Raw genomic sequence first — 14,350 nt, 5'->3', positions numbered from 1 at the left:
CACTTGAGTAAGACAGGATGGTGAGATGACAGGCGAACTCCCGACAGCCGTGATTACCGGCGCTTCGAGCAGAATTGGCGGTGCCCTGGCCAGGGATCTTGCCAGTCATGGCTGGCGTCTTGTCCTGCATGCAAATGCCAATGTCCACAAGGCTGAGGCCTTGGCGGACGAACTCGAAGATGCCACCGGCCAACCGCATGTGTTCACCGCAGACCTTACCGAAGCGACCGGGCTTGCGACCTTCATGGACAAGGCATCGGAGCCGTTCGGGCTGCCGGATATCCTGATCAACAATGCTTCGATCTTCGAAGATGACGGCATCGGCCATCTCGATCCTGATCTCTTTGACCAGCATTTTGCGATCCACACCAAGGCCCCTCTGTTCCTCGCCGATGCCTTCGCAGCGCGCCTGCCGAAGGACCGGAAGGGGCTCATTGTCAGTATGATCGACCAGAGGGTCTGGAAACTCACGCCGCAAGCGCTTAGTTACTCCCTGTCGAAATCGGCTCTCTGGACCGCAACGCAAGTTCTGGCTCAGGCACTCGCACCCAACATTCGCGTCAATGCGATCGGACCCGGCCCGAGTTTCAAAAATGAACGCCAGAGCGAGGCCGAATTTGAAAAGCAGGCGGGAGCCGTTCTTCTGAAACGCGGCCCCGACGCGGAGGCCTTCGGGAGAACCGTCCGGTTCCTGTGGGACAGCCCCTCCATCACCGGGCAAATGATTGCCCTTGATGGTGGACAGCACCTGGCCTGGCAGACACCCGATGTGGTCGACGTCGGCGAGTGACCTTGCAGGTGACGAAGCAAAGAATCTGTTAGGTTGGCAGCACGCGACCTGGCCCAAAGGAAAAGCACGGCTGCCAGCCGGAATGACGCATGCAAGACAGCTCCACAACACAGACCATCTCCGAAGGGAATGACGACGCCGTAGCGAAGCCCGAGGTCCGAAAGGGCGTTGAGGTCATCGCCGATCAGGTCAAGCGTCTGCCCATGGGACCGGGCGTCTATCGCATGTTCGATGAGAACGGCGACGTGCTTTATGTCGGCAAGGCGCGCAGTCTCAAAAAGCGGGTGACCAGTTACACGCGACTTCAAGGTCAGTCGAACCGGATCATGCGCATGATCATGTTGACGGCAGCCATGGAATTCGTTGTCACCAACACCGAAGCAGAAGCGCTTCTTCTGGAAGCAAATCTGATCAAGCGCCTGCGCCCGCGTTTCAACGTGCTTTTGCGCGACGACAAGTCCTTTCCATACATCCTGATCACCGGCGACCACGCCTCTCCGGCGATCACCAAACACCGGGGTGCGAGAAAGAGAAAGGGCGATTATTTCGGCCCTTTCGCCTCGGCGGGCGCAGTCGATCGAACTATCAACGCACTGCAGAAAGCCTTTTTGATCCGGAATTGCTCGGACAGCTATTATGAAAACAGGTCCCGGCCTTGTCTGCTTTTCCAGATCAAGCGTTGCTCTGGCCCCTGCACCGGCGAAGTCGATCAAGAGGACTATGCCGGCCTTGTTGCAGAAGCCAAGGCCTTCCTCTCCGGCCGAAGCCAGCTGGTGAAAAAAGAGCTTGCCCAGCAGATGGAAGCTGCCTCCGAGGCACTGGACTTTGAACGCGCAGCCATCTGCCGTGACCGCCTTGCAGCCTTGTCGCATACACAGGCTCATCAGGGCATAAATCCGCAGACGGTCGAGGAAGCCGATGTTTTCGCGATCCACCAGGAAGGCGGGCAGACCTGTGTGCAGGTCTTCTTCTTCCGGACCGGGCAAAACTGGGGAAACCGTGCCTACTTCCCCAAGGCGGACAAGACGCTAGACGAAACATCTATTCTGGAGAGCTTTCTGGCGCAGTTCTACGACGACAAGCCCGCGCCCCGGCTGCTCCTGCTGTCCGACGAAATTCCGGAGCAATCCCTGCTGGCGGAAGCCTTGAGCGAGCGGGCCGAACGCAAGGTCGAGGTCTTGACGCCAAAGCGCGGAGAGAAGAAGGAACTGACCGATCACGCACTCACCAACGCGCGCGAGGCGCTTGGCCGTAGACTTGCTGAAAGCTCCAGCCAGGCACGTCTGCTGAAAGGTGTCGCCGAAGCCTTCGAATTGCCTGCTCAGCCACGCCGTATCGAGGTCTACGACAATTCCCACATCATGGGCACCAATGCCGTCGGAGGCATGATCGTCGCAGGTGAAGAGGGATTTTCCAAAGGTCAGTACCGCAAATTCAACATCAAGTCCGAAGATCTGGTCCCCGGTGATGATTACGGCATGATGCGCGAGGTTCTGACCCGACGATTTTCCAGGCTGATCAAGGAACACCAGCGCGACGACGCGAAGGCGACGCTGTCGGCAGAGGTCACAGAGGATGCAGCACAAGACGCCTCGGAAGAAACGGCATCCTCCTCCACTGACATGCCTGCATGGCCCGACCTTGTCCTGATTGATGGCGGCCAGGGACAGCTGACAGCCGCGCGTGAGACCCTTGAGGAGCTTGGTCTCACCGATGTGCCTCTCGTCGGCATTGCCAAGGGACCGGACCGGGATGCCGGGCGGGAAAAATTTTTCGTGACGGGGAAACCATCGTTCATGCTGCCCGAGCGTGACCCGGTGCTCTATTTCGTTCAGCGTCTGCGCGACGAGGCCCACCGGTTCGCCATCGGCTCTCACAGGGCTCGCCGCAAGAGAGACATCACCAAGAACCCATTGGACGACATTGCAGGCGTCGGACCAACACGTAAACGCGCCCTGCTCCGTCACTTTGGCACAGCCAAGGCCGTTTCCAAGGCCGGCATGGACGACCTGTCTTCCGTACCTGGCATCTCCGAGGCCATCGCAAAGCTCGTTTACGATCATTTTCACGAGTAGGCAGACAGTCCGGCCATGAACTGCTAGTCAGTGCTGCAGAGCACAATAGCCGTTAGATCCCTCGGACCCGTTCATTCATGCTGACCAAAATCGACAAACAGCAGGACAACAACGACCTGCCTCCGCCCTCAGGGGCCGTTGGGCGCAGTTTTTTGTCCCGTTGGACGTCCCTGGTTGGCTGGATGGGCATAGCAGGTGGCATCGCGGTGTGCCTGCTGTCGATTTCAGCCTTCATAGCACCGGGATACTGGTTCACCGACAACATGAGCTTTTTCCTGCGCCAATTCTTCGGCGCCGGACTTTGCGGGTTTCTGGCGGGCGCATCCGGCCTCACGGTCGCCCACAGGCAGCCACGCCTTTACGGCAAGGCTGTTCTCGTGCTTGCCGTACTGCTGATCACGGTATTTGGCCTGATGGCTGCCAGGGTCGATGTCGTTACCTCCTCTACGGTCAATGCGCCGACGGCGACGTCTACATCCTTACGCGTTGTCTCGATCAATCTGGAGAGGTTGTTTCTCGCCGACGAAACCCTCTCGGCATTCTTGCAGCAGACCAAACCGGATGTTCTCGTCCTGGAGGAAACCGCTTGGGGGTGGCAACGCCACCGATGGCAAAGACGCATCGGTGCGACGTCGATTGCCGGCCATGGCGCGCTGCCGGAGCACCTCTTTGCCGGACGTCTTGGAGACCTTGTGGTCTTTTCCCGCTTTCCGATCAGCGCCAGCGAGACAATCGACGTCATTGGCAATGCTGAAACCCACGATGAAGCCGATCGAGAGATCCTGTCTTTAACGCTCGATGTGGATGGCGCGGCTCTCAAACTGCTGGCGCTCCATCCTGCGAGCCCGAGAACAAAGCCGAGGTGGCTGGATCGCCAAGCTTATCTGACAGCATTGAACAGCCAGATCCAGAGCAGCGCCAAGGATACGACCGACCCAACGCTGGTCATCGGAGACTGGAACCTGTCACCCTGGTCCGGTCATTTCCTGAAAATGTTGACCGACAACAACCTCAGGACCGCTTTCCCTGGTGGCATTCCGCAGACCACACGCTTTTTCTTCGACTACCGCCTCCACTGGTTGCTTGGGGCTGTCGTCGACCATTTTGCGGTCACGCCGGATATTGACATCCAGAAGGTGGAGCTAGGACCGGACATCGGATCCGATCACCTTCCGCTGATCGTGGACGTCGCGATTCAGAATCGGGCCAACGCCGATTAACCGCTGCATAAGTGCCGATTATCGATTGAGCCGATCCTTTCCGCCATGAACAATCGCCGCAACGCTTGCGGCGATTCCCGATTGGCAAAAAGAAGACGATGGCAAAGCTCTATTTCAACTATTCCTCGATGAACGCCGGCAAGTCGACCGTGCTGCTCCAAGCCTCCTACAACTACGAAGAACGGGGTATGAACACCCTGCTGCTGATCGCAGCGCTCGATGACCGCGCCGGCAAGGGCAAAATCGCATCACGCATCGGACTCGGCGCTGACGCGGATATCTTTTCCAACGACGACGATCTGTTCGCCCATGTCGAACAAGCGCGATCCAAGCGGGACATTCACGCCATTTTCGTCGACGAGGCTCAGTTTCTGAGCGAAGAACAGGTTTGGCAGCTGGCCCGCGTTGCTGACACCATGCGTATCCCGGTCATGTGCTTTGGACTGCGCACGGACTTTCAGGGCAAGCTCTTTCCAGGTTCGGCCGCTCTGCTCGCCCTTGCCGACAATCTCAGAGAGATCAAGACCATCTGCTGGTGCGGCCGCAAGGCGACCATGGTGGCCCGCATGGATGCCTCCGGCCAAGTGGTCGAAGAAGGCGATCAGGTGGTGATTGGCGGCGATGAAACCTATGTTTCCCTCTGCCGCAATCACTGGTCTGAGCGCCAGTTAAAGGCCGACTGACACGCCATCGGTACGAACTGACGCTGCGGCTTCGGCATGGTAGATCACAAAATTGTGCACCGCCCAAAATTGTCGCAAGCCAGATGGCTAAGGAAGTCGAATTAAGATTAAAAAACAATATCTTAGCCAGCAAACAACGCTGATGCACGCAGGCTGGTTACAACTAGCCATAATTTAGCCTTATTTAAGACGAATTTCCGCCACATTAAAAACTACATAGTTTACATATTATTCTTCGGGCCAGCCACCTTCTTCCTCGGCGCCCATCGTTAAATGGCTATAAGATGACACCGAACGTGACCCGCCTCGCGCAGGATGCGCTTGCGCATCAACATGCCGGCCGCATTGAGACGGCATTGGCGATGTTTTCAGAAGTTCTGCGTCACGAGCCGCGCAATCCCCAGGCCCATTTTTCCCTCGGCATTGGTGCCTATCAGGCCGGCGACATCCAGACCGCTATCGTCCACTTGCAAGCTGCTGCAAGCAAGGTCCGCAAGCACCCGCAGGTACACCAGCTGCTCGGCTTGGCACTTCTGAATGCCGGAGACCTGATCGCCGCCCGTAATTCTCTGCAAAAGGCAGTTTCTCTTGCCCCCAGGAATGCCGACCTCCACGCCCAGCTGGGAGATCTTTATCGCCTGCAGCGCAAACCCGTACTGGCGCGCCAAAGCCTCGAACGTGCATTGAAGCTGGATCCTGAAAACGGCTACGGGCTGGTGGGGCTGGGTCAACTTGAAGTTTCCCTTGGCAACGTCGAAGAAGCGGAAAGCTGGTTTGAAAAAGCCATAGCCCTCGGCAAGGAGCTTCCCGCAGCATTGCATCGCCTCGCCTTCACCCGAAGTCATGCTGAACGCCCGGGATTCCTCGACAAGATCGAGCAACTTGTCTCTGATGACGCACCTCTCGCCAGACCGGAAAAATCCGAGCTGCACTGGGCGGCGGGCAAAGTCTATTTCGATCTCGGTGACACGCCACATGCCGCGGAACACTATCGGACAGCTCGGCGCATCCGATATGACCCTTTCGATCAAAAAGCCTACGATGAGCGTCTGGCGTTCATGAAGGACCTTTTCACCGAGGGTTTTTTCGCCGAGAGAAGTGGAGCTGCAAGCGAGTTTGAAAAGCCTCTGTTCATCTTCGGCATGCCGCGCTCCGGAACGACCCTCGCCGAACAGATCGTTGCACGTCACTCAGCCGTTGCAAGTGGCGGCGAATTGGGCTTTTTCCGTCAAACACAGCAGGAACTTGGTCTGATGGGACCTCCCAGTCCGGCTCTGGAAACCCGCATCAGGTCACTCGGCCCTTCGGAGTATGCACGCATCGCCCGTGCTTACCTGAAGGAGCTGGACGCCGTAGACAAGCGGGCCATGCGGGTGACAGACAAGATGCCTCACAATTTCGAGATGCTCTGGCTGATGTCGCTCCTCTATCCGAAAGCGACCTTCGTTCATTGCGTTCGCTCGCCCGCCGACACCTGTGTCTCGCTGCTGTCGCATGCGCTTTCCCCGGCGCATAACTATTGCCGGACCCAGAAGAGTGTCGGCACCTATTTCCAATCCTATGCGAACCTGATGGAGCACTGGAAAGAGGTTCTTCCAGTCAACATTCACACGCTCACCTATGAGGACCTGGTCTATGATCAGGAAGGTCAGAGCAAAGCCCTGGTCGAAGCCTCAGGTCTCGACTGGCAAGCCGTCTGCATGGAGTTCTACAACGGCGACAGCCCGGTCACGACCTTCTCTGACCTGCAGGTCAGGCGTCCGATTTTTCGCTCGTCCATTGGCCGCTGGAAACGGCACAAGGATCTCCTGCCGGATCTCTTTGAAGCACTTGGACCGCTGGCCCCGGAGGAAGTACGCAAGCAACCCAAGCTTCTGAAGCCGGCCGAGAGCGTTTCGGTGGGCCAACCCGACAACGATCATCATCTTGGCGACGCTCTTCAAGGCGGAAAAACAGTCTAACGCCGCAGCTGCGGCTTGAAGCCGGGGACCCTGACGCGATAAACCCTTAAACAGATGGATCGCGCTGGTCGCAGCTAAGGGATAGCAATATGTTCGGCAAAGTTATCAAGGGCCTGTTCGGCTCGTCGTCAGCCTCGGAACCGAAAACAAAGGCCTCGCCTCCCGTTCTGTACGACGGATTTGAGATCATTGCGGCCCCCCGGCCTTCCGGCGGCCAGTGGCAGGTCGCAGGCCAGATCGAAAAAGAGATCGACGGCGAACGCAAGGTGCATGTCTTTGTACGCGCGGATACCATGCCGACATCCGAGGAAGCAGCGGAGCATACCGTACGCAAGGCGAAGATTCTGATCGATCAACAGGGCCCTACCCTGTTCGGCTAGGCCGCTGTAGACAACGACACGCCTTGAAACCCGGCTTATGGCCACGTTGACACCCCAACAGCGTCATGCTTGTGTCCGCCCAAAGGTGCCCTGATGCCGCAGAGCTTGAAAGCCCCATGAAACGAAATGTCGCCCTCAGCCTGCCGAACATCCTGACTTATGGGCGTATCGCTGCCGTTCCGGCCGTAGCCGCTTGCTTTTACTTCGAAGGCAGCACTCCACGCTGGATTGCGCTCGGCATCTTCATCGTCGCCGCGATCACCGACTTTTTCGACGGTTATCTCGCCCGCGCGTGGCAGCAGCAGTCTGCTCTCGGCCGCATGCTGGATCCGATCGCCGACAAGCTGCTCGTCTCCGTTTCACTCATGGCCCTGGTCTATGTGGGAACCATCGGCGAATGGTCTCTGATTGCAGCGCTCATCATCCTGTGCCGCGAAATCCTGGTCTCGGGCCTGCGCGAGTTCCTCGCGGAACTACAGGTCAGCGTACCTGTGACCCAGTTGGCCAAGTGGAAAACCACTGTTCAGATGATCGCGATCGCGTTGCTGCTGGTGGGCCCGGCTGGTGAAACCCTTCTGCCGGGAACCGTCCTGGCCGGACTGGTCGCCCTTTGGCTGGCAGCCCTGCTGACGCTCTACACCGGCTATGATTATTTTCGCGCCGGAATCGGCCATCTGATAGAAGAATGAGACCTAATTCCCGTTTCTTGAAGGAGTAGCTCCTGTGAAGATCCGCTATTTTGCCTGGGTTCGCGAGAAAGTCGGCGTCGACAAGGAAACACTCGACCTGCCCGGGAGCGTAACCTCGGTCACTCATCTCATCGAGTTTCTCAAAGCCCGCGACGAACGCTACGCCACGGCTTTTGAAGAGCAGGATGCCATTCGCGTTGCATTGGACCAGATGCACGTCGAGCACGACGAGCCGCTGGGCAATGTGCAGGAAGTTGCCTTTTTCCCGCCAATGACGGGCGGCTGACCGATGGCAAACCCTGTGCCTGTCATTGCAACAATCCGCGTACAGTCGGAAGACTTTGACGCAACCCGCGAGGCAGAGCTCCTTGCGAAAGGCCGCAAGGACGTTGGCGCACTTGTGACCTTCACTGGGCTCTGCCGTGATGAGGGAGGGCGCCTTTCAGCACTTGAACTCGAACACTACCCGGGCATGGCAGAAGCTGAAATCACTCGAATTGCCGAACAGGCGTGCAGCAGATGGCCGCTCACCGGCCTGACCGTCATTCACCGTTTCGGCAAGATCGCTCCCGGTGGCAACATCGTTCTGGTCGTGGCCGCGTCTTCCCACAGACGCGCAGCATTCGAAGCCGCCGACTTCATGATGGATTTTCTGAAGACGCGAGCGCCCTTCTGGAAAAAAGAACACCTCCTCTCGGGAGAAAGCCAGGGTTGGGTCGAGGCCAGCGATAAAGATGACACTGACGCCAAACGCTGGTAATAAAAACTAAACCTAAAGTTGCCAAAGATATAAAATGCACTATTTCCTGATTACACCTGTTGGAAGATAGATTTAACTTGACCAGCCGGTCAAAGATCGGGTCAATCTGGCTGTAAAATACTATCCTACCCGTTCTGCTGCACACTGACTGCTGGCAGCTCCGCTTTCAAGGAGGGCTGATGCCCGATCATACGCCAAAGTCGCCGAGCGGTACTCATGCAAGTCCCGGCATGCCCTTCATTGAATTCGTGGTTATGATCGCGGCTCTCATGGCGCTGAACGCCTTGGCTATGGATGTCATGTTGCCTGCGTTGCCCGACATCGGCGCAGCCTTGGGCATCGAGAACGAAAACGACAGGCAGCAGGTCCTCATTGCCTATCTCCTCGGATTTGGGGGAGCCCAGCTCTTTTATGGTCCGATTTCCGATTCTTATGGTCGGCGTGCGATCCTGCTGGGCGGCCTGGCGCTCTACGCAGCTGCCAGCGTTGCTTCACTCATGTCGAACACGCTCGACCAACTGCTGCTGGCCCGTTTCGTTCAGGGTATTGGATGCGCAGCAACCCGCGTGATTGCGGTTTCGGTCGTTCGCGACTGCTACACCGGGCGCCAGATGGGCAAGGTGATGTCACTCGTCATGATGGTTTTCATGGCCGTGCCGATCATCGCTCCCTCAATCGGCCAGGCAGTCCTTCTCATGTCCAATTGGCACTGGATTTTCTCACTGCTGCTTTTCGCCGGAACCGTGATGCTGATCTGGTGCTGGATCCGCCTGCCCGAGACACTGCCGAAAGAATACCGTCAGCCTCTGAACGTACAGACGATCCTCAGAGCCTACGTTACGACGGTCAAAACACGCGTCAGCCTCGGCTACATGCTTGCAATGACCTTCGTCTTCGGCGGTCTGTTCTCTTTCATAACGATGTCGCAGCAGATTTTCGTCGATATCTATGGGCTTGGCGTCTATTTCCCGATCGTCTTTGCCGGCATCGCCGTTGCCATGTCTCTGGCCTCTTTCCTGAACTCTCGCCTGGTCGAGGCTGTCGGCATGCGGCGCCTCTCTCACACCGCCACACTGGTCTTCACGGGAAGCGGCATTCTGGTCTTTGCCCTTGCCAGCGCCGGGATTGAAAACCTGATCGTCTTCACCATCCTGTCTGCCACACTCATGGCTTGCTTCGGCTTCATCGGCGCGAACTTCAACTCCATGGCAATGGAACCGCTTGGGGACATCGCAGGAACCGCTTCATCGGTCATCGGATTTGTAACGACCCTTGGCGGCGCGATCCTCGGCTACATCATGGGACAGTACTTCAACGGCACAACCCAGCCGCTTGGCTTTGCCTTCGCGGTCTATGGCCTTGGTGCTCTTGCAAGCATCCTGATCGCGGAAAAAGGCAACATGTTTCGGGCGCTGCACAGCAACTGAAGCCGCCGCTGCCTTAACAACAAAAAAGCGTGCCGCCTGTGGCGACACGCTTTTTTTTCAAACTGAAACTCTGGATGCGGAGAGCGGTTAGGCGCTCGCAACCTTCAGCGTCGAAGCGGCAGGCCGTACCGCAGCGTCATAGTCTTCCATGAGCGTCTTGGTAATCTCGCCCACTTCAAAGCTGTAGGGACCGATCTCGGAGACAGGCGTCACTTCAGCAGCCGTTCCTGTCAGAAAACACTGCTCGAAGCCTTCCATTTCCTCCGGCATGATGACGCGCTCGACGACCTCAATCCCCCGATCCCTGGCCAGGCCGATGACGGTCCGGCGCGTAATACCGTTCAGGAAGCAATCCGGGGTCGGCGTATGGATCTTGCCGTCCTTGATGAAGAACACATTTGCACCGGTTGCCTCGGCAACCTGTCCGCGCCAGTCCAGCATCATGGCATCGGCATAGCCCTTGCGTTCGGCTTCATGTTTGGAAAGCGTGCAGATCATGTAGAGACCTGCCGCCTTGGACTTGTACGGCGCGGTCTGCGGATCCGGGCGGCGATACTTCGCCATATCCAGCCGGATGCCCTTGAGGCGCTCTTCCGGCTTGAAGTAGCTTGGCCATTCCCAGGCTGCGATCGCCAGGTGGATGGTGTTGTCCTGAGCCGACACGCCCATCATCTCGCTGCCGCGCCAGGCAACCGGCCGCAAATAGGCGTCCACGAGGTTCATCCGCGTCAGCAGTTCCTCCTTGGCTGCGTTGATCACGTCTTCGGACCAGGGAATTTCGAAGCCCATCACCTCGGCGGAAGCATGCAGACGCGCGGTGTGCTCACCGGACTTGAAGATCTGCCCGCCATAGGCCCGCTCACCTTCGAACACGCAACTGGCATAGTGGAGACCGTGGCTGAGCACATGCAACTTGGCATCCGCCCAAGGCACGAACGCGCCATCATACCAGATTTCACCGTCGCGCTGATCAAAAGGCAGTCCCGCCATGGTTTTGCTCCCGAGACCCTGTTTCAGGCCTGTTTATCTTGTTCGTTTTCTATCATCGGCTGGTGCGACGGGGATCGAACTTGCGCCCACCCGTTCACCCGTGTTTTGCACCCCGCCGAAACTATCGGTATCGTTGTCTGATGGAAATCGAGGTGGGCGGATTCGTTTTGAAACCATGCTCAAAACAACGCCAAACCGGTCAAAGATTTCGTTCAGAACGCTCGTTAGGTAACAATCGGCACGAAATAAGTCAATATGACTGACGTAAATTTCAAAAATCTTACAGATGACGTGATCAGCAAGGATGGTAGCACGGTGGATCAGCCCCCCCCCAGTGCGGAAGAAACCCTGCCATATGACCTGATCGAGCTGCTTTTTTTCGCTTATCGCGATTTTACGGCTGATCCGGACGACCAGTTGGCCGAGTTCGGGTTTGGACGGGCTCACCACAGGGTACTTCACTTCGTGGATCGCAACCCCGGCATCATGGTGACGGACCTGCTCAGCATTTTGCGCATCACCAAGCAAAGCCTTGGGCGGGTCCTGAAGCAGCTTGTGGATCAGGACTTCATCGAGCAGCAGGCCGGACCAATCGACCGGCGTCAACGGCTCCTGCACACCACGTCAAAAGGGCACGATCTCGCGATCCGACTGGCCGCCCTGCAGGCACAGCGCCTTGAACGCGCCATAAACGGCCTGCCAGATAGTGGCGCTGACACAATTCGTCAATTCCTCTTCCAGATGATCGACGAGGACATGCGGACTGATGTCGCCAAACTGGTGAACAAGAAATACAAACCGGGAGCAGCACAGCCGGGCGTGCCTCCGGTTAGGTGACGGGAAAACAATGTGACCACTCCAGACGACAATGCCAGCCACATTCTCCTGGTCGATGACGACAACCGCATCCGCGAACTGTTGAGCCGCGTCCTCGTCGACAACGGCTTCCGGGTCACATCGGCGGCCAATGCCGGCGACGCCCGCAAATTCCTGTCCGGTCTTTCCTTCGATCTCCTGATCCTGGACATCATGATGCCCGGGGAAACCGGCCTGGAGCTTGCGGCCTGGCTACGAGAGCAGTCGACTGTGCCGATCCTGATGCTCACGGCCCGATCAGAAGCACCAGACCGGATCGCAGGACTGGAAGCAGGCGCGGACGACTACCTGGCCAAGCCCTTTGAGCCACGCGAACTCATGCTGCGGATCTCGGCGATCCTGCGCCGCGGCGGTCCAAAGCGGGCTGAGGCCTCTCCGGAAATCCACTTCGGCCCCTTCACATTCAATGCCGCACGCGGTGAGTTGAAGGAAGGCGACGCTCTCGTCCGGCTAACGGACCGGGAGAAGCAGATCCTCGGCATCTTCGCAGAACAGCCCGGCGCCACGGTTCCCCGCCACAAGATCGTCGGAGATGACAGCGGTCTTGGTGAACGCACGGTGGATGTCCAGATCAATCGCTTGCGCCGCAAGATCGAAACGGACCCGGGCAATCCCGCCTACCTTCAAACGGTTCGCGGCATCGGCTATCGTCTGGCCTGCGACTGAGCATGCTTCACCGGAATGCCCTCGACGTGAAGCCCGCCGACATGGGACCTAAATGGCCAATCTGAACCGTTATCTTGATGCGCTCCGGCTCCCCTTTCCCTTGAAGCCGCTCTTTATTGCCTATCGGCGTGTCAGCCGCCTCGCCTACCGGATCATGCCGAAGGGGCTTTATACGCGCGCCCTTCTGATCATCGTGATGCCGATCGTCATCCTGCAGTCGGTGCTCGTATTCGTCTTCATGGAGAGGCACTACGATCTGGTCTCACGCCGCATGTCCGAAGCCGTCGTGCGTGAGATCGCGGCGCTGGTCTATGTGCTTGAAAACTATCCCGACGAGGAAGGAATCGAGAAGGTCGAGGCCCTTGCGGCAGACGTTTTGGGCATGTCGGTCACGGTGATGCCGCTGGAGCCTCTGCCGCCCCCTGCCCCCAAGCCCTATTTTGACATTATCGACCAGGCGCTCAGCCGCGCGATCGGTCAATCCATCAAAAAGCCTTTCTGGATCGACACCGTTGGACGCTCGCGGTTTGTAGAAATCCGGATCCAGCTGGAAGATTCCATCCTTCGTGTGTTTGCGAGGCGCAGCCAAACCTTTGCGTCCAACTCTCACTTCTTCCTGGTCTGGATGTTCTCGACCTCCCTCGTCCTGATCATCATCGCGATGCTTTTCCTCCGCAATCAGGTCAGGCCAGTCATACGGCTGGCCGACGCTGCCGAGAGCTTCGGCAAAGGGCGACCGGTGGAAACATTCCGACCGAGCGGTGCCCGGGAAGTCCGCCGGGCGGCACAGGCCTTCATCGAGATGCGTCGGCGCATCGAGCGGCAAATCGAACAACGCACGACCATGCTTGCCGGGGTCAGCCATGATCTGCGCACCATTCTTACACGCTTCAAGCTGCAATTGGCCCTCTTCGGTGACAGTCCCGAGAGTGACGCCATGCGCAAGGACGTCGATGAAATGACGCATATGCTTGAGGACTATCTCGCCTTCGCACGCGGCGACGGGGACGAGGCCGTGCAGGACACGGACGTGGCCCTGATGCTGGAGGAACTGGAAGAAGAGGCTGAAATTTCCGGGCTTAACGTCAGCGCATCATTCGAGGGGCCACCTGACGTCTCCTTGCGCCGACTGGCCATGAAGCGCTGCCTCTCCAACCTTGTCACCAACGGCGCGAAATACGGGGAGCAGGTCAAGATATCAGGACGCCTGGAAGACCGATGGCTGACAATCTGCGTCGATGATGATGGCCCCGGCATACCGGCAAACGAGCGAGAAAGCGCTTTCCGAGCGTTCCACCGTCTCGACAGTGCGCGCAATCAGGATGAGCCTGGCAGCGGCCTCGGCCTGGCCATTGCGAGAGACATTGCCCGGAGCCACGGCGGCGACCTTTACCTGGAAGACAGCCCGCTTGGCGGTTTGCGGGCCCGCGTGCGCCTCCCCGTCTAGGTGCCGGAACGATAGCTGCGGAAAACTGGCGCTAGTAAAGTCGGCCGCCAATCGGCACATCGCTGTCGGGCGAGATCAAAACCACCTCACCACTTTCGTCAGGCACACCGAGCGTCAGCACCTCGGAGCGCATCGGACCGATCTGGCGAGGCGGAAAATTGACGACAGCCATGACGAGACGGCCAACAAGCTCTTCGGGCTGATAGTGCTTGGTGATCTGGGCAGACGTTTTCTTGATGCCGATCTCTGGTCCAAAGTCGATCTTCATCTTGTATGCGGGCTTGCGGGCTTCGGCAAAAACCTCGGCCTCAACCACGCGGCCGACCCGCACATCCACTTTCATGAAGTCATCAATTGAAATTGTATCGCTCACAGCACTCATCCGT

At 58.0% G+C, this 14,350-nt stretch carries 15 protein-coding genes; 13 read left to right on the top strand and 2 right to left on the bottom strand.

What is annotated here, in order from left to right:
* Positions 1-25: 25 nt before the first annotated feature.
* The 10 genes from ABJZ52_RS09000 to ABJZ52_RS08955 all read left to right on the top strand — a co-directional run bounded on the left by ABJZ52_RS09000 (position 26) and on the right by ABJZ52_RS08955 (position 9,985).
* Positions 26-790 carry an SDR family oxidoreductase gene (locus ABJZ52_RS09000; RefSeq protein WP_348185612.1) on the top strand — a complete coding sequence of 255 codons (765 nt, stop codon included), beginning with the start codon at positions 26-28 and terminating at the stop codon, positions 788-790.
* Positions 791-879: 89 nt separating this feature from the next.
* Positions 880-2,865, top strand: a complete 1,986-nt coding sequence (uvrC, locus tag ABJZ52_RS08995) for an excinuclease ABC subunit UvrC (RefSeq protein ID WP_348185609.1) — start codon at positions 880-882, stop codon at positions 2,863-2,865.
* Positions 2,866-2,942: 77 nt separating this feature from the next.
* Complete coding sequence (locus ABJZ52_RS08990) at positions 2,943-4,085, top strand: endonuclease/exonuclease/phosphatase family protein (protein WP_348185607.1); 1,143 nt, start codon at positions 2,943-2,945, stop codon at positions 4,083-4,085.
* 98 nt (positions 4,086-4,183) lie between these two features.
* Positions 4,184-4,768: a thymidine kinase gene (locus ABJZ52_RS08985; RefSeq protein WP_348185604.1), complete on the top strand. Its 585-nt coding sequence runs from the start codon at positions 4,184-4,186 to the stop codon at positions 4,766-4,768.
* A gap of 284 nt (positions 4,769-5,052) precedes the next feature.
* Positions 5,053-6,729, top strand: coding sequence for a sulfotransferase (locus ABJZ52_RS08980; RefSeq protein WP_348185602.1), 1,677 nt, complete (start codon positions 5,053-5,055; stop codon positions 6,727-6,729).
* Positions 6,730-6,818: 89 nt separating this feature from the next.
* Entirely contained in the window at positions 6,819-7,109 is a 291-nt protein-coding gene (locus ABJZ52_RS08975; protein WP_348185600.1) for an HlyU family transcriptional regulator, read from the top strand.
* Between the two features lie 116 nt (positions 7,110-7,225).
* Positions 7,226-7,798: a CDP-diacylglycerol--glycerol-3-phosphate 3-phosphatidyltransferase gene (pgsA, locus tag ABJZ52_RS08970; protein WP_348185598.1), complete on the top strand. Its 573-nt coding sequence runs from the start codon at positions 7,226-7,228 to the stop codon at positions 7,796-7,798.
* Positions 7,799-7,832: 34 nt separating this feature from the next.
* Complete coding sequence (moaD, locus tag ABJZ52_RS08965) at positions 7,833-8,084, top strand: molybdopterin converting factor subunit 1 (RefSeq protein WP_348185595.1); 252 nt, start codon at positions 7,833-7,835, stop codon at positions 8,082-8,084.
* Positions 8,085-8,087: 3 nt separating this feature from the next.
* Positions 8,088-8,558 (top strand): molybdenum cofactor biosynthesis protein MoaE, encoded by a 471-nt coding sequence (locus ABJZ52_RS08960; protein ID WP_348185593.1) that lies wholly within the window; start codon positions 8,088-8,090, stop codon positions 8,556-8,558.
* Between the two features lie 230 nt (positions 8,559-8,788).
* Positions 8,789-9,985: a multidrug effflux MFS transporter gene (locus ABJZ52_RS08955; RefSeq protein ID WP_348185637.1), complete on the top strand. Its 1,197-nt coding sequence runs from the start codon at positions 8,789-8,791 to the stop codon at positions 9,983-9,985.
* Positions 9,986-10,072: 87 nt separating this feature from the next.
* Here the strand turns inward: ABJZ52_RS08955 and ABJZ52_RS08950 are convergent, their stop codons facing one another.
* Positions 10,073-10,975, bottom strand: coding sequence for a branched-chain amino acid aminotransferase (locus tag ABJZ52_RS08950; RefSeq protein ID WP_348185590.1), 903 nt, complete (start codon positions 10,973-10,975; stop codon positions 10,073-10,075).
* Between the two features lie 255 nt (positions 10,976-11,230).
* Between ABJZ52_RS08950 and ABJZ52_RS08945 the strand changes: the two genes are divergently transcribed.
* The 3 genes from ABJZ52_RS08945 to ABJZ52_RS08935 all read left to right on the top strand — a co-directional run bounded on the left by ABJZ52_RS08945 (position 11,231) and on the right by ABJZ52_RS08935 (position 13,964).
* Complete coding sequence (locus ABJZ52_RS08945) at positions 11,231-11,812, top strand: MarR family winged helix-turn-helix transcriptional regulator (RefSeq protein WP_348185588.1); 582 nt, start codon at positions 11,231-11,233, stop codon at positions 11,810-11,812.
* Between the two features lie 12 nt (positions 11,813-11,824).
* The gene (locus tag ABJZ52_RS08940) at positions 11,825-12,517 is read left to right on the top strand and encodes a response regulator transcription factor (RefSeq protein ID WP_348185586.1); all 693 of its coding nucleotides are present in this window, start codon (positions 11,825-11,827) and stop codon (positions 12,515-12,517) included.
* Positions 12,518-12,671: 154 nt separating this feature from the next.
* Entirely contained in the window at positions 12,672-13,964 is a 1,293-nt protein-coding gene (locus tag ABJZ52_RS08935) for an ATP-binding protein (protein ID WP_348185634.1), read from the top strand.
* A gap of 31 nt (positions 13,965-13,995) precedes the next feature.
* Here ABJZ52_RS08935 and ABJZ52_RS08930 read toward each other — a convergent pair whose 3' ends face one another.
* On the bottom strand, positions 13,996-14,346 hold the full coding sequence (locus ABJZ52_RS08930; RefSeq protein ID WP_193568021.1) for a tRNA-binding protein: 351 nt from the start codon (positions 14,344-14,346) through the stop codon (positions 13,996-13,998).
* Positions 14,347-14,350: the final 4 nt, after the last annotated feature.

It is taken from the genome of Roseibium sp. (genome assembly GCF_039982295.1).
Lineage (GTDB): Bacteria > Pseudomonadota > Alphaproteobacteria > Rhizobiales > Stappiaceae > Roseibium.
This window is presented reverse-complemented; position numbering and strand designations above follow the sequence as displayed.

Excerpts from the sequence above, each read along its gene's own strand:
- ABJZ52_RS09000 (WP_348185612.1), top strand. The coding sequence starts at position 26 with ATGACAGGCGAACTCCCGACAGCCGTGATTACCGGCGCTTCGAGCAGA.
- uvrC (WP_348185609.1), top strand. The coding sequence starts at position 880 with ATGCAAGACAGCTCCACAACACAGACCATCTCCGAAGGGAATGACGAC.
- ABJZ52_RS08990 (WP_348185607.1), top strand. The coding sequence starts at position 2,943 with ATGCTGACCAAAATCGACAAACAGCAGGACAACAACGACCTGCCTCCG.
- ABJZ52_RS08985 (WP_348185604.1), top strand. The coding sequence starts at position 4,184 with ATGGCAAAGCTCTATTTCAACTATTCCTCGATGAACGCCGGCAAGTCG.
- ABJZ52_RS08980 (WP_348185602.1), top strand. The coding sequence starts at position 5,053 with ATGACACCGAACGTGACCCGCCTCGCGCAGGATGCGCTTGCGCATCAA.
- ABJZ52_RS08975 (WP_348185600.1), top strand. The coding sequence starts at position 6,819 with ATGTTCGGCAAAGTTATCAAGGGCCTGTTCGGCTCGTCGTCAGCCTCG.
- pgsA (WP_348185598.1), top strand. The coding sequence starts at position 7,226 with ATGAAACGAAATGTCGCCCTCAGCCTGCCGAACATCCTGACTTATGGG.
- ABJZ52_RS08960 (WP_348185593.1), top strand. The coding sequence starts at position 8,088 with ATGGCAAACCCTGTGCCTGTCATTGCAACAATCCGCGTACAGTCGGAA.
- ABJZ52_RS08955 (WP_348185637.1), top strand. The coding sequence starts at position 8,789 with ATGCCCTTCATTGAATTCGTGGTTATGATCGCGGCTCTCATGGCGCTG.
- ABJZ52_RS08950 (WP_348185590.1), bottom strand. The coding sequence starts at position 10,975 with ATGGCGGGACTGCCTTTTGATCAGCGCGACGGTGAAATCTGGTATGAT.
- ABJZ52_RS08945 (WP_348185588.1), top strand. The coding sequence starts at position 11,231 with ATGACTGACGTAAATTTCAAAAATCTTACAGATGACGTGATCAGCAAG.
- ABJZ52_RS08935 (WP_348185634.1), top strand. The coding sequence starts at position 12,672 with ATGCCGAAGGGGCTTTATACGCGCGCCCTTCTGATCATCGTGATGCCG.
- ABJZ52_RS08930 (WP_193568021.1), bottom strand. The coding sequence starts at position 14,346 with ATGAGTGCTGTGAGCGATACAATTTCAATTGATGACTTCATGAAAGTG.